13 protein-coding genes are annotated in these 13730 nt (G+C 71.0%); 7 read left to right on the top strand and 6 right to left on the bottom strand.

Translation table 11 applies throughout. The features are described 5' to 3' along the window. Positions 1 to 103: 103 nt before the first annotated feature. Both CHC08_RS20670 and CHC08_RS20665 read left to right on the top strand, forming a co-directional pair. Positions 104 to 625, top strand: coding sequence for a SixA phosphatase family protein (locus tag CHC08_RS20670; protein ID WP_245878439.1), 522 nt, complete (start codon positions 104 to 106; stop codon positions 623 to 625). A 57-nt stretch (positions 626 to 682) separates the two neighbouring features. Beyond that, positions 683 to 2782, top strand: coding sequence for an FUSC family protein (locus CHC08_RS20665; RefSeq protein WP_089208967.1), 2100 nt, complete (start codon positions 683 to 685; stop codon positions 2780 to 2782). On the opposite strand, the gene serB is transcribed toward CHC08_RS20665, so the two are convergent. Further along, a complete protein-coding gene (serB, locus tag CHC08_RS20660; protein ID WP_089208966.1) occupies positions 2763 to 3986 on the bottom strand; it encodes a phosphoserine phosphatase SerB in 1224 nt (407 codons plus the stop codon). The two genes, CHC08_RS20665 and serB, sit on opposite strands and share 20 nt — an antisense overlap. Positions 3987 to 4101: 115 nt before the next feature. Here serB and CHC08_RS20655 point away from each other — a divergent pair, with 115 nt between their 5' ends. Continuing rightward, complete coding sequence (locus CHC08_RS20655; RefSeq protein ID WP_089208965.1) at positions 4102 to 4815, top strand: GNAT family N-acetyltransferase; 714 nt, start codon at positions 4102 to 4104, stop codon at positions 4813 to 4815. Beyond that, positions 4812 to 5747 carry a lysophospholipid acyltransferase family protein gene (locus tag CHC08_RS20650; protein WP_089208964.1) on the top strand — a complete coding sequence of 312 codons (936 nt, stop codon included), beginning with the start codon at positions 4812 to 4814 and terminating at the stop codon, positions 5745 to 5747. Before CHC08_RS20655 ends, CHC08_RS20650 begins: the two co-directional genes overlap by 4 nt. A 194-nt stretch (positions 5748 to 5941) precedes the next feature. Here CHC08_RS20650 and CHC08_RS20645 read toward each other — a convergent pair whose 3' ends face one another. The 4 genes from CHC08_RS20645 to CHC08_RS20630 form a co-directional block, all read right to left on the bottom strand. Then, positions 5942 to 6622, bottom strand: coding sequence for a response regulator transcription factor (locus tag CHC08_RS20645; RefSeq protein ID WP_089208963.1), 681 nt, complete (start codon positions 6620 to 6622; stop codon positions 5942 to 5944). 332 nt (positions 6623 to 6954) lie between these two features. Next, complete coding sequence (locus CHC08_RS20640; RefSeq protein ID WP_089208962.1) at positions 6955 to 7527, bottom strand: DUF11 domain-containing protein; 573 nt, start codon at positions 7525 to 7527, stop codon at positions 6955 to 6957. Between the two features lie 445 nt (positions 7528 to 7972). Then, the gene (locus CHC08_RS20635) at positions 7973 to 9196 is read right to left on the bottom strand and encodes an S-adenosylmethionine:tRNA ribosyltransferase-isomerase (RefSeq protein WP_245878438.1); all 1224 of its coding nucleotides are present in this window, start codon (positions 9194 to 9196) and stop codon (positions 7973 to 7975) included. Between the two features lie 73 nt (positions 9197 to 9269). Then, positions 9270 to 9950 (bottom strand): SDR family NAD(P)-dependent oxidoreductase, encoded by a 681-nt coding sequence (locus CHC08_RS20630; protein ID WP_089208961.1) that lies wholly within the window; start codon positions 9948 to 9950, stop codon positions 9270 to 9272. A 123-nt stretch (positions 9951 to 10073) separates the two neighbouring features. Between CHC08_RS20630 and CHC08_RS20625 the strand changes: the two genes are divergently transcribed. Next, positions 10074 to 11204 (top strand): GAF domain-containing sensor histidine kinase, encoded by a 1131-nt coding sequence (locus CHC08_RS20625; RefSeq protein WP_089208960.1) that lies wholly within the window; start codon positions 10074 to 10076, stop codon positions 11202 to 11204. Further along, positions 11201 to 11857: a response regulator gene (locus CHC08_RS20620; protein ID WP_179282125.1), complete on the top strand. Its 657-nt coding sequence runs from the start codon at positions 11201 to 11203 to the stop codon at positions 11855 to 11857. The genes CHC08_RS20625 and CHC08_RS20620 overlap by 4 nt, the downstream gene beginning before the upstream one ends. Positions 11858 to 12065: 208 nt before the next feature. On the opposite strand, the gene CHC08_RS20615 is transcribed toward CHC08_RS20620, so the two are convergent. After that, positions 12066 to 12785, bottom strand: a complete 720-nt coding sequence (locus CHC08_RS20615) for a hypothetical protein (RefSeq protein ID WP_089208958.1) — start codon at positions 12783 to 12785, stop codon at positions 12066 to 12068. A 68-nt stretch (positions 12786 to 12853) separates the two neighbouring features. On the opposite strand from CHC08_RS20615, the gene CHC08_RS20610 reads away from it, so the two are divergent. After that, positions 12854 to 13648, top strand: a complete 795-nt coding sequence (locus CHC08_RS20610; RefSeq protein ID WP_089208957.1) for an ABC transporter ATP-binding protein — start codon at positions 12854 to 12856, stop codon at positions 13646 to 13648. Positions 13649 to 13730 lie beyond the last annotated feature (82 nt).

The raw sequence follows: 13730 nt of genomic DNA, 5'->3' as shown, positions 1-13730 counted from the left end.
CCATGGAAGAACAACCCTCCGGCGGTAAGACGCTCCTCCTCATCCTGCTGGCGATGGTCGTGGTGTTCGCGGTGATCGCCGGTGCGGCCATCTGGGCGTCGGGGTGAGGGCGCGCACGCTCATCGTCCTGCGGCACGCGAGGGCGGCTCAGGTTCCCGGCCTCCCGGACAGGGAGCGCCCTCTCACCGAGCGCGGCGAACACGACGCCCGCCGGATCGGTGAGGCGCTCACCGGCATGGACCTCCGGCCCGACCTGGTGCTCTGCTCGCCGTCGGCGCGGACCAGACGGACCGCCGAGCTGGCCCTCTCCGGAGCCAGGGACGCCGGGAACGCCGGGAACGGGGCTGCCGGGGACGGCGGCGCGGACATCGTGTTCGAGCCGGTCATCTACGAGGCCTACTCCGATGAGCTGCTCACGCTGATCCGGCGGAGTGACCCCGAGGTGCGCACGCTGATGCTGGTCGGCCACAACCCCGGCATCCACAACCTGGTCCAGGGCCTCACCACGGAGAACGGCGACTTCGGTTTCCCGCCCGGCGCGTTCGCGGTCATCGAGATCGACGACGAGTGGGCCGGGCTCGACGCGGGACGCGGCGTCACCCGCTGGAGCCCGGGCGACCACTGAACATCCGATAACGGGGCAGGAAGGGTACGACCTCCCGTCGTCGGGATCGGGGGTGGCATGCGGAGGATCGTCAAGGCGCTGCGCTGTGACTTCGAGATCTCCGGGCGTCCCGCATGGGGATACGGCCTGATCTGCGCGCTGGGCGTCTGCCTCCCGCTGCTGCTCGGTGTGCTGTCCGGCCACGTCCACGAGGGCGCCGCGACGGCGCTGGGCGGCTATCTCGCGGTCTTCGGCGACGCCCCCGGCCTGCCGTACGGTGAGCGCGTCCGCAAGCTGCTCCTCGCCACGGTGATGGTCACCCTCGGCGTCGGTCTCGGCGGACTGATCCAGCCCTATCCCTGGCCGGCCGCCGTCGTGGTCGGTCTGGTCGCCGCGGCCAGTGTCTACTGGGCCGTGCTCGGCATTCCCGCCGTACTCGCCGTGGTGCTCGCCTACTTCGCCCCGTCCGGGTTGAGCCTGCCGCTCCACATGGCGGTCACGGCGGCCGGCGGCCTGCTGGTCACGCTGCTGGTCGTGGTGGTCTGGCCGGTGCGCCGCCTTCAGCCGCTCCACAGGGCGCTGCGGAAGGCCGGTACGGCCGTCGCGGACCTCCTGGCCTCGGAGGGCAGTACGTCGCTCTCGGACGAGTGCAGGGAGCTGCTGCAGCGCCAGGCAGGCATCGCGCAGAAAGACGCGGCCAGGGCGTTCTCCCTCTACCGGGTCTCGGACGAGGACGCGAACGAGAACGACCACTCCCCGGAGCGGTTGCTGGCCACGCTGACCCGTGTCCTCCACGAGACCGTCGCGCTGCGCGTGCTGCGAGCGGCGGCCGCGGCGACGGACCTCGGGACGGGATGGACCGATGAGCTGGATGAGGCGGTCGAGGCGCTGGCCCTCGCGTTGCGGGAGGCGGTGACGTCCGGCAGTTCGGCCGCGGTGCCCGAGGCGCTGGCCGCCGTCAATCGCTTCGCCGACCGGACGGAGGAGATCCGCAGGGACGTCAACGCGGACGGTGGGGGGCTGACCGGGGTCGTGCTGCTGGGGCAGATCTGCCGAGGCCTGGACCGGATCGGGATGGCCGTGCGGTCGGTGGCGCAGCAGACGGCCGAGGGGCTTGACGTCGCGGTGCGCCTGCCGAGGTTCGGCCGGCCGGGAAAGCCGGTGTTCACGACCGGCTCCGACCCGATCAGGCGGGGGCTGGCGACGATCATGGCCATGGGGCTGATGCTGCTGGTTCACGAGCACTACGCCAAGTGGTTCGTGGTGACCGTGACCGTCAGCCTCCGTCCGGCCTACCAGGACACGGTGGACCGGGTGCTGCTGCGGGTCCTGGGCACGGCCGTGGGCGCGATGGGCGCGGCGCTGGTGCTCGCGATCGCGCCGGGTCTCTTCTACCTGATCCTGTTCATCGGGATCTGCGCGGCGCTGGGGTTCGCGTTACGCGGATCCTGTTACGGCTGCTGGGCGATGTTCTCCACGCCGCTGTCGCTGATGCTGTCTGACTTCTCCCTGCCGCTCAGCTGGGACGCGGCGGTGGCCAGGGTGGCGCTCACGGTCGCCGGCGGGGCGCTGGCGCTGCTCTTCGCCCGGCTGCTGTGGCCCAGGGAGAACCGGGCCCTGCTGACCGGCAGGATCGTGGACATGCTGGAGAAGCACGCCTCGCTGGTGCGGTCGCTGGCCGACCAGGGCCCCGGCGAGGTGCGTGCCAAGGTCGACTCGGCGGCCGACGCCGGGGATCGGCTCACAGAGTCTCTGGACCGGTTGGACAAGGAGCCGGGGGGCAGCGCGCCACGGAGGCTCAGGGACGCGGTGACGGCGGCTCAGAGGCTGCGGGACAACGCGCTCACGCTGCTCGCGGTGCCGCCGCCCGGAGAGGAGCCGGGGCCCACGGTGACGGTTCTCGACATGGTCGCGGATCGGCTGGAGAGGGTCGCGGAGGCGGTCAGGGCGGAGCGGCCCGAGGAGCCGCCCGATGATCTGGACAGCGTCCTCGACGAGCTCGGCGCATACGTGGACGGGCTGGCCGCACGCCGCATGGACGAGCTGGCCGAGGGGGCCGCCGACCGGATGACCGGGGTGCGCGAGGGGATCAGGCACGCCGCGGCCGCTCAGCCGCCCCTGCGGGGGCTGAGCGCCGAGGCCGTCCGGCTGGCCTCGCTCAGCGCTCCGCGACGGTGACGCCGTCTTCGGCGTCGGCGTCCTCGACCTCGGCTCGCGGGATGCCGAGCAGGTAGAGGATCGAGTCGAGGTAGGGCACGTTCACCGCGGCGTCGGCGGCCCGGCGGACCACCGGCTTGGCGTTGAACGCGATCCCCAGACCCGCCTTCGCGATCATGTCCAGGTCGTTGGCGCCGTCGCCGATCGCCACCGTCTGGCTGATGGGGATCCCCGCCTCCAGCGCGAAGCGCTCCAGCGCCCGCGCCTTCCCCGGCCGGTCGACGATCTCGCCGATGACCCGCCCCGTGAGCAGGCCGCCTGAGACCTCCAGCGTGTTGGCCGCCGAGTAGTCGATCCCGAGGTCCTTGACGAGGGCGTCGGTGAGCTGGGTGAATCCGCCGCTGACGATCGCGAACCGGTAGTCGAGCCGCTTGAGCGTCCGCACCAGCGTGCGGGCGCCGGGAGTGAGCACGACCTCCTCGCGGACCTTCTCGAAGACCTCCTCGCTGAGGCCCTCCAGCAGCGCGACCCTGCGGCGCAGCGACTCGGCGAAGTCGAGCTCGCCGCGCATCGCCTCCTCGGTGACCCTGGCGACCTCCTCCAGGCAGCCCGCGTGCGCCGCCAGGAGCTCGATCACCTCGCCCTGGATGAGCGTGGAGTCCACGTCCATCACGATCAGCCGCTTGGCCCTGCGGTGCAGGCCGGTCCTCTGCACGGCCACGTCGACCTGCTGCGTGTGCGCCTCGACGGCCAGCTCGGCCCGGAGCGTATCCGGGTCGGCGCCGGATACGGCCAGCTCGATGCAGGTCACCGGGTAGTTGGACAACCGTTCGATCCGGTCGATGTTGGCGCCTGCCGCGGCGATCCGCCCCGCGATGCCCGCCATCGCGGCGGGCTGGAGGGGCGCGCCGAGCACGGTGACGTGAAGCCGCCCGCGTCGCCGCCTCTCCTTGGGATCGGAGCCCGTGGACAGCTCCACCTGCAGACCGAGGTCCTCGGCGGTCCGCTCCACGGCGGTCCAGAGCGCGCCGAGGGTGCCGCCGGTCCCGGTCGGGGCCTCGCCGGCGTAGGAGACGAGGACGCCGAGGGTGAGCCGGCCACGGATGACGACCTGCTCGACGTCGGCGACGACGACGGGGAAGTTCGACAGGACCGAGAAGAGCCGCGAGGTGACGCCCGGTCGGTCCGGGCCGGTCAACGTGATCAGAAGCGTGCGCTGGTTCATCGTTCTCTACGCTACTTGGCTCTGGAATCGATCGTGAATGTGGTTCATCATCCGGACGCCTGAAGTTCGCGGACACCTCAGGTCCGGCGTCACTTATGGGTGTCTTCATGAACCCATGACGACCCTTCCCGCAGAGCCACGAGTCGCTCGCTACACCGTCGGGCTGGCCAGTACCGCTGTCGAGATGCGCGAGGCCCAGCGCCTGCGCCACCAGGTCTTCGCCGAGGAGATGGGTGCTCGGCTGGACAGTCCCATCACAGGTCTGGACGTCGATCCGCTCGACGCCTACTGTGACCACCTGCTGGTACGGCACGGCGACACGGGCGAGGTCGTCGGCACCTACCGGCTGCTCACCCCTCGCCGGGCCGACCGGCTCTACTCCGACTCCGAATTCGATCTCAGCGCGCTGGCCGGGATCCGGCCGGGCATGGTCGAGGCGGGCAGGGCCTGCGTGCACGCCGACCACCGGGGCGGTGCGGTGCTCGGGCTGATGTGGGCGGGCATCGCGCGTTACATGGTCGCCGGGGGGTACGAGTGGCTGGCCGGGTGCTGCTCGGTCCCGGTGTCCTCCGCCGCCGGGGTCATGCAGCGGGTGCCGCTCTCCCCGCCGGAGTACCGCGTCACCCCCCACCGTCCCTTGCAGGTCGACCCGAGCTCCGACCGGACCGTGCTGCCTCCCCTGATGCGCGGCTACGTCCGGCTGGGCGCGTGGATCTGCGGCCCGCCCGCCTACGACCCCGACTTCGACGTGGCCGACTTCTTCGTGCTGCTCTCGATGACCAACGCCGACCCCCGCTACCTGCGTCACTTCCTGGGAGAGCAGGCGTGAACCCCTGGCTGCCGGTGGCGCCGTGCATGCCCACCACCTGCCTCGTTCCCTCGGACGCGAGGGCCGCCTGGCCGCGCAGGACCCTGCGGCTGACGGCCGCCGTGATCCTGATCCTGGCCGGTACGGTGTTCGCGCTCCTCACCCACCTGCTCGGTACGGCGGAGCGGGTCCGGGTGACGAGCGTCTGGTCCCGGCTGCTGCTGCGGGCCCTCGGTGTCCGGATCGAGGTACGGCAGGGCTTCACGTTCCTGGCCGGGTCGGCCGAGCGCGGCTTCGCCCCCGGTTCGAGGGCGAAACTGGTCGTGGCCGGCTCTGCCTCCGGCGTATCCGGCGTATCCGGCGTCTCCGGCTCGGGGGCGGCTCCGCTGATCGTGGCCAACCACGTGTCCTGGCTGGACCCGCTCGTCATGGCGGCCGCGCTGCCGTGCCGCCTGCTTGCGAAGCGGGAGGTCCAGGAATGGCCGGTGATCGGCATGCTGGCGGCCGGGTCGGGCGCCCTGTTCATCGACAGGGACCGGCTGTCGGCGCTGCCCGAGGCGGTCGACGCGATGGCCAGGGCCCTCGGGGAAGGCCATCCGGTGATGGCCTTCCCCGAGGGCACCACCTGGTGCGGCCGTGAGATGGGCGCCTTCCGGCCGGCCGTGTTCCAGGCGGCGTTGAACGCCGAGGCCCCGGTCCGCCCGGTCGCGCTGCGCTACGTGGACGTCGACGGCGCCCTCGCCACCGGTTCCACCTTCGTGGGCGACGACACGCTTCTGGCCTCCATCCAGAGAGTGGTCGCCTTCCGCCGGCTGGTCGTGGAGGTGACCATGCTTCCTCCGGTGACCGCGGAGAACCGCCGCGTCCTGGCGTGGAAGGCCGAGGCCTCGGTCGCTTCGGTGATCATGGACTCGGCGAGGCACACGGTTCCCGCCGCTCCCGCCGCGGCCTAGAGCCGCGGCACGCGGGTTCCCGCGGCGGCCCGGAATCGTGGTTCACGGCCCTGGTGAGGGCCTGGAATCGCGGTCTGCCGCTCTGCCGTGGTCCGGAACCGTGGTCTGTGGTCCTGTGGCGGCCTGGAACCGTACCCCGTGGTTCTGCGATGGCCTGGAGCGGTGTCCGGTGCGCCACCGGCGACCGGGTGTTCCTAGGCCGATCCGAGATAGGCGATGACCGCGGCCACCCGGCGGTGGGTGTCGGGGCTGTTCTCCAGGGCGAGCTTCATGAAGATCGAGTTCACGTGCTTCTCGATCGCGGAGACCGACAGGTGCAGGGCCCGGGCGATGCCCCCGTTGGACAGGCCGTGCGCCATCTCCCTGAGCACGTCCAGCTCCCTGGGCGTCAGTTCGGCGGGCGGGGGAGTGTCACGCACCCCGCGCTTGGCCAGCAGACCCTCCACCACCTTGGGGTCGATCACCGATCCGCCCCCGGCCACCGACCTGATGGCGCCGAGCAGCTCGTCGATGTCTCCGACCCGGTCCTTGAGCAGGTAGGCCCTGCCCTCGGTGCCGTCCCTGAACAAATCCAGGGCGAACATCGCGTCGGAGAACTGGGAGAGCACCACGACCCCGATGTCCCGCGAGGAGGCCCGGATCCGGTGCGCGGCGTCGATGCCCTCCATGCCCGGCCGTACGAGCTCGGCCGAGCCGGGCATCCGGATGTCGGTCACCACCACGTCGGGCCGGAGCCGCTGGGCGGCGTCGAGCAGCTCGTCGGCGGTGCCCACGGCCGCCACCACCCCGATCTCCCCCGAGGCCTCCAGAAGCCGGCGGGTGCCCTCGCGCACCAGATAGTGGTCCTCGGCCAGGACGACCCTGAGCTCAGCCATGGGCCGTGCGGTGTCCGGAATCGGTCATGTGGGAAATCATGCCGGGCGGCGGTCCCGGCGCATATGAGGCTGTCCACACTTCGTACGGCGGACGCGAGAGACCGCGGGGGCCGGGGTTCCTGCCGTACGGCGGACGCGAGAGACGGCGAAGGCCGGGATGCCTGCCGTACGGCGGCACGTCGGATGCCGTACGGCGGGTGCGTGGACGCCTCGCCCGGTCGGACGCCGAGAGCCCCCGCCCCGGGAGGGGACGGAGGCTCGGGTGGCGGGCATCACCGACCGGTCGGTGCTCCATCGGGAGCGGCGGGCCGGGTCCGTGCGCCGGGGTACGGCTAGCGCGCGACGCGCGTGCTGTGGTTCTTGCCGAAGAGCCAGCTCTTGACGCCGAGGCGCTCGAGCTCGTCACGGCTGAGGGTCTCCGCGCCCGTGGGCACGTCGTAGGCCAGCACGCCGAGGGTGGACTTCAGGGTGCCCTTGGCGGTCTTCGCGACCTTGAACGCGAACTTGAAGGAGACGGACTCCTTGACCTTGAGGTTCTTGTCCACGGCGCAGATCAGGACCTGCTCCTCGGAGGCGCACTCGCTCTTGGCGGGACCCTGGTAGGTCCACTTGCCGCTGAGGATGACGCTCTTGGGGAGCACGGCGACGATGAAGTAGGCGCCTCCGTCGGAGACGTACGGGCCGGAGTTCGTGGCCTTGATGGTGTAGGTGATCTTTTTGCCGGGACGGACCGTCTTGGAGGCCGCGGCCTGGACGACGAAGGTGGAGAACGGGTCGTCGGCCTTCTTGACGGCCGCGGCGGGAGCCTTGGCGGGAGCGGCCGAGGCCGGTCCGGCGAGCAGGAACGTGCCCGCGAGCGGTGCGACCAGGGCAAGAGCGGCGATCTTAGAGATCGGGTGGCGCATTAAACGTCTCCCAGTTGGGGGGGACGGGGACGCTGTGATCGTCCCCGTTCAAGTCGCAGCGTTTTATCACATATAGCGATAAAAAGTAAATTTATTATCTTTATTGCGCCATTTCGAGCTGGGTGCTCGGAGCGGCGCCGTATCGGGTATTGGAGGGTTCCGTGCCGGCCGTCCCGCCTCATACGGACCGCCTCGGACGCTTCGGGTCTGCGGGAAATTCATCGAAAAAGAGATGTACGGACTATCGGAGGATCCGGGTTCTCGTTCCCGGCTCTTCGGGTTCACACCCGCGCGGAGACCAAGGGCGTTCCGGGTATTGGTTACGTCCGATGGAACGCGGGCCGACGCCATGGTGAACTCGCCATAGCGCGGGCACCGCCCTTATCTCCGGCCCGGATTCGGTGATTCTCGTGGATTGCCGTGATCGGCGGGTGTTTCCCCGCGGCTAGCTCAGGATCAGGTGGACGTCTCCGAACTCGTGCCAGAGATAGCCCTCTCTGAGAGCCTCCGCATAGGACCGGGAGAGCAGCTCGCCACCGGCGATCGCCGACAGCATCAGCAGGTGGCTGGAGCGTGGCTCGTGCAAGCCGGTGATCAGGCCGTTCACCGCCCTCACCCCGGTGGAGGGCGTCACGATGTGGGAGGTCCAGCCGCGCGCGGCCCGCGCGCGGCCGGTGGCCAGCGCGGCCGTCTCCAGCGCCCGCACCACGGTCGTGCCCACGGCGATCACCCGGCTGCCCGACTCGTGTGCGAGTTCCACCTGCCGGGCGGTGGTCTCGGGCACTTCAAACCATTCCGGATAGGGCGGCTCGTTCTTCTCCGGCGAGGCCACCCCCGTGTGCAGGGTGATCGGCGCCATGCCGATCCCGCGTGACACCAACTCGGTCACCAGGCCGGTGGTGAACGGCCGTCCCGCGCTGGGCATCTCCGCGCTTCCAGGACGCACCCCGAACACGGTCTGGTAGTCGGCCAGCGGCCAGTCCTCGTCCACGTAGGAGTAGCGGATCGGCACGCCGTACCGGTGGAGGTAGGCGGGAACCTCGCGGTCGAGCCTGGCCCGCCACAGACGCGGCGTCTCCCGCTCCAGCAGCCGCAGGGTGGCTCCGCCGGGCAGCGGCAGCCACTCCCCTCCGGCGCCGCCCGGATAGGGCTCGCTGGCCGTCTCCATCCGGCGGCGCAGCTCGACCAGCCAGGTTCCGTCCTCTCGCTCGGTCGAGAAGTGCACCGCGAGCCGATCGAGCCGGACCGCGGCGGGGAGCGTGGCGGAGTTGTTGACGACCAGCAGATCACCGGGTTCCAGCAGGCCGGGCAGGTCGGCGAACGTGCGGTGGCCGATCTCGCCGCCTCTCCCACGGGTCTCCCGGGCCTTCCCGTGGGGGTCTTCGGTACTCTCGCGCGCTCCTGTGGTGTCACCGCCGCTCCCATGGATATCCCGGGTGTCCGTACGGGTCTCTTCGGGACATCCACGGGTCTCCCGGGCGTCCCGGGCCTTCCCCCGGGCCCCTTCGGTGCTTCTGCGCGCCTCCCCGGCACCACTGCCACCACCGCGCGAGACCAGCAGCCGCACTCCGTCGCGGGCCAGCCCGCGGGCCTCGGGCGGCTCGTGCGCCTCCAGGTCGTACGGGAGTACGAAGTCCGATGCCATGGCGTCCGTCGTCGGTGTGCTCACGATTCCTCCTTCGCCGTTCCGATCCGCGTGCCGCCGGGATCGCCGGCCCGTTCGCGTTGGCCGCGTCGGCCGCTCATTCGTGCCTCACCCGCCCGCTGGCCGGGCGCTCCGCGATCAGCCGCCGCAGGGTGGGGACGACCGACTCCGGGCCCGCGGCCGCCGCGGCCTCCTCGGCGCCGACCGCGTCGGCGAGCATGGCCGTGTTCATCTCGCCCGGATCCACCCACCAGACCAGGACATCGGGCTCCTCGGCGGCCAGCACGCCGGAGAGCCGCTCCAGGGCGGCCTTGGTCGCGCCGTACCCGCCCCAGCCCTCGTAGGCCTCCACGGCGGCGTCGGAGGAGATGTTGACGATTGCCCCGCGCCGTTCCCTGAGCCCACGCAGGGTCAGCTGGATCAGTGCCAGCGGAGCCAGCACATTGGATCTGAACAGATCTTCGAGGGCGTCGATCGGATAGCCGGCCAGGGGCGGCAGCGGGACCGCGCCCAACCCGGACGCGTTGTTGACGAGCAGGTCCAGCCCACCCTGATCGTGTACGGCATGCGCCAGCCGGTCCCGGTGGCCCGGGTCGGCGACGTCTCCGGCGACGGCGAGGGCGCCGAGCTCGTCCGCGACGGGTTTCAGGGCGTCCGCGCCCCGTGCGGTGAGGATGAGCCGCCAGCCGTCGGCGGCCAGGGAACGAGCGAGCGCGAGGCCGAGGCCACGGGAGGCGCCGGTGATGAGTGCGGTCTTCGTCGTGTCTTGACGGGTCATGTCCCGACGGTATGAACCGCATGCCTCCCGCACATCGGGCGCAGGACCGGGCCGGCCCTGCGCTGATGGACCTAGGACCGACGGCCGAGCGCGGTCGCGAGCACGGGGGCCTAGAGTTTTTTCATGAACGAAGACCGGGACGCGGTGCTGCACGCGGTGAGTTCCGCGGTGCTCGCCGTGACCAGGCACCTCTCGGTCAGGGAGGTGCTCCAGGTCATCGTGCGGTCCGCCAGGCAGCTGCTGGACGCCCGCTACGCCGCGCTCGGCGTGCCCGACGACCAGGGGGCGTTCGCCGAGTTCGTCGCCGACGGCATCTCCGACGAGCAGTGGGACGCCATCGGGCCCACGCCCCGCCAGCACGGCATGCTGGGCGCGATGCTGCGTGAGGGCGAACCGGTCCGGCTGCCCGACATCCGCAGGGATCCCCGGTTCGAATACTGGCCGCGCGCCCATCCGGTTCTCAAGGACTTCCTCGGGGTGCCGGTTCTCGACGGCGATCAGGTGCTCGGGATCATCTTCCTGTCCAACAAGCGGAGCCCCGGGGGGTTCACCGAGGCCGACCAGGGACTGCTCACCATGTTCGCCGCGCACGCCGCGATCGCGCTCACCAACGCCCGCCTCTACGAGCGCGGCCGGGAACTGACGCTGGCGGAGGAGCGCACCCGGATGGCCGGGGAGCTGCACGACGCGGTGACCCAGAAGCTGTTCTCGCTCCGGCTCACCGCCCAGGCCGCGGCCTCGCTGGTGGTTCGCGACCCCGACCGGGCGCTGCGGGAGCTCGATCGGGTCGAACGGCTGGCAGGGGAGGCCCTGGCCGAGCTCCGCGCGGTGATCGTCGAGCTTCGCCCGGCCGAGCTCGACCGGCACGGCCTGGCCGAGACGCTCCGCAAGCACGTGCACCTGCTGGACCGGCTTCACCCGGCCTCGTTCACCTTCGAGGAGACCCCGGTGTGCGCGCTCGCGCCGATGACCGAGATGGCCGTCCTCCGGGTGGCCCAGGAGGCGCTGCACAACGCCTCCCGGCACTCGGCGGCGGGCGTCGTCAGCGTACGGCTGGGCTGTGAGGACGGGCGCGTGGTCCTGGAGATACGCGACGACGGGGCGGGATTCGACGTGGACGTCGCCGCGGGGCGGGGGCTGGGCATCGCGTCGATGGGAGACAGGGCTCAGGCCCTGGGCGGGGTCGTACGGGTGAGATCGGAGCCCGGCCACGGGACACTGGTCAGGATGGAGGTGCCCGCGTGCCCCGTGTGATCCGTGTGCTGATCGCTGACGACCACCCGGTCGTCCGGCAGGGACTGCGCACCTTCCTGGACCTTCAGGACGACCTCGACGTGGTGGGAGAGGCCGCGGACGGCGCGGAGGCGGTCGCCCTGGTGGAGTCCCTCGTCCCGGACGTGCTGCTGCTCGACCTGAAGATGCCGGTCCTCGACGGTCTCGGCACGCTGCTCAGGCTGGGGGAGGGAGGGCCGTTCCCAAGGGTGCTGGTGCTGACCTCGGTGAGCGACAGGGAGGACGTGGCCCCGGCGATGCGGGCCGGGGCGGCCGGCTTCCTCTACAAGGACGTCGAGCCCGCCGCGCTCGTCCAGGCCATCCGCGCGGTCCACGGAGGCCAGATCCTGCTGGCTCCCGAGGCCGCCGAGGCGATGCTGTCGGGGTTGCCCGGGCCGTCGGGCTCTACCGCTCCGGTGTCCGGGCACGTGACGTCGCTGACCGACCGGGAGCGCGAGGTGCTCACGCTGATCGCCTCGGGCCGCTCCAACCGCGAGATCGCCAGGGAGCTCACCGTGGCGGAGAAGACGGTGAAGACCCACGTCTCCAACGTGCTGATGAAACTGGGGGTCCAGGACAGGACCCAGGCCGCCCTCTACGCCGTGAGGCACGGCCTGGACCGGCCCGGCGGTTGACCGGGTTTCCCACGGCCCCTCCACCCGGGAGCGGCGCCCGTCCGGGCAACGGTCACGTCCGCCGCTCCGCCGGCGAGTTAACCGGGTTTTCCACGTTCGGTCGGGCGATGGTCATGTCCGCCGCTCCACCGGCGAGCTGACCGTGTCTCCCACGCCTGAGAGCGGCGCCCGTTCTTGGAACAGCCCGGCCGGGCTCGGAGACACCCCGCTAGACGAACTCGGTGATCGCGTGATGGGCGGCCACCCGCGCACGCCGTACCGCGCGGTCGAGGTCGCGCAGGGCGTGGTCCCGGGCGGTGATCTGACCCGAGGTGAGCCCCCGGTCGTCGGCGACGCGCAGCACCGCGTCGAGCCGGGCGGCGAGAGCGGCGACCCGGTGGGCTCGGGCCGGGTAGCCGGGGGCCAGGCCGTCGCTGACGATTTTCACGCGGCGGTGGCCCTGAGCCGGGCCCTCCACACCGAGCAGGGCGTCGGTGGCCTCGCGCATCGCGAGGGTCAGCCCGTGCTCGGCCTCGGCCAGCGAGGGCAGGTCGGGGGTGGTGGTGCCAGCCCCCAGCACGCTCCAGCGCACCCCGGCGTACGATGACCCGCGGCGGTCTCTCATGGGGATGAGGCCGAGGCACCTGCCGGGAAGCACGGCTATCGCAGCCTGTCCCGCCTCTATGGCCGCGGAGTTGAAGGGGGGTGGTCCGGTGAGTCCGAGTGGGTCGCCCGCGATGGGGAGGGCCAGCCGCAGCGACTTCATGCCCTCGATCCGCAGGTCGGCGAGGAATCCGCGGAGGGGGAGGTCGCCGGTGTCTCCGGCGACGAGTTGGGGGCCTGCCTGCCGCTCCACGCGGTCGGCGGCTTCGTCGAGGCCGACCTGCCCCGCGAGCCAGGCGTTGCCCCAGCAGACCAGGGTGGCCGAGATCGGTGAATCAGGATGCACCGATCCACGATATGCGCTTGTCCTGCAATAGGTTTTGTTCCAGGCGATTCACGAGGAGGCGTAAAGGGATGGGCGGTCAGGTGCTTCGGCTACAGGACGTCACCGTCCGCAGGGACGGGGCGGCCCTGCTGCGGGACATCGACTGGACCGTTCATGAGGACGAGCGGTGGGTCGTCATCGGCCCCAACGGCGCGGGCAAGACGACGTTGTTGCAGGTGGTCGGGGCGATGCTGTTCCCCACCGAGGGCATCGTCGAGATCTTGGGCGAGCGGCTCGGCCAGAGTGACGTGTTCGAGTTGCGGCCCCGCATCGGGCTCGCGAGTGCGGCGCTGGTCGAGAAGGTGCCGCCGGAGGAGAAGGTCATCGACCTGGTGCTCACGGCCTCCTACGCGATTCTCGGCCGCTGGACGGAGGAGTACGACTCCAACGACGTCACGCGCGCCGTCGAGCTCATCGACCAGCTCGGCTGTGCTCATCTGATCCGGCGCCGGTTCAACACGCTGTCGGAGGGTGAGCGCAAGCGGGTTCTGATCGCCCGCGCGCTGATGCCGGACCCCGAGCTGCTGCTGCTGGACGAGCCCGCCGCCGGGCTGGACGTCGGCGGACGGGAGGATCTGGTCCGCCGCCTGGCGATGTTCGCGAACGATCCGAAGGCGCCGACGATGGTGCTGGTCACCCATCACGTGGAGGAGGTGCCCAGCGGCTTCACCCACGCACTGCTGCTCCGGCACGGATCGGTGGTCGCCCAGGGCCCGATCGACCAGGTGATGACCGCCGAGAATCTGTCGCGGACCTTCAGCGTCCCGCTCACCCTGGAGCGCGGGCTCGACGGCCGATGGTACGCACGGGCGCACCACTTCTGAGGTTTTAGCCGGGATTTTCTCGGAGTTCCGGGGCTTTCTCTGAACTCTGGGATTTTCCCGGATTTATAGGGTCTTTCCCGAG

The organism is Streptosporangium subroseum (assembly GCF_900188345.1).
GTDB lineage: Bacteria > Actinomycetota > Actinomycetes > Streptosporangiales > Streptosporangiaceae > Streptosporangium > Streptosporangium subroseum.
This window is presented reverse-complemented; position numbering and strand designations above follow the sequence as displayed.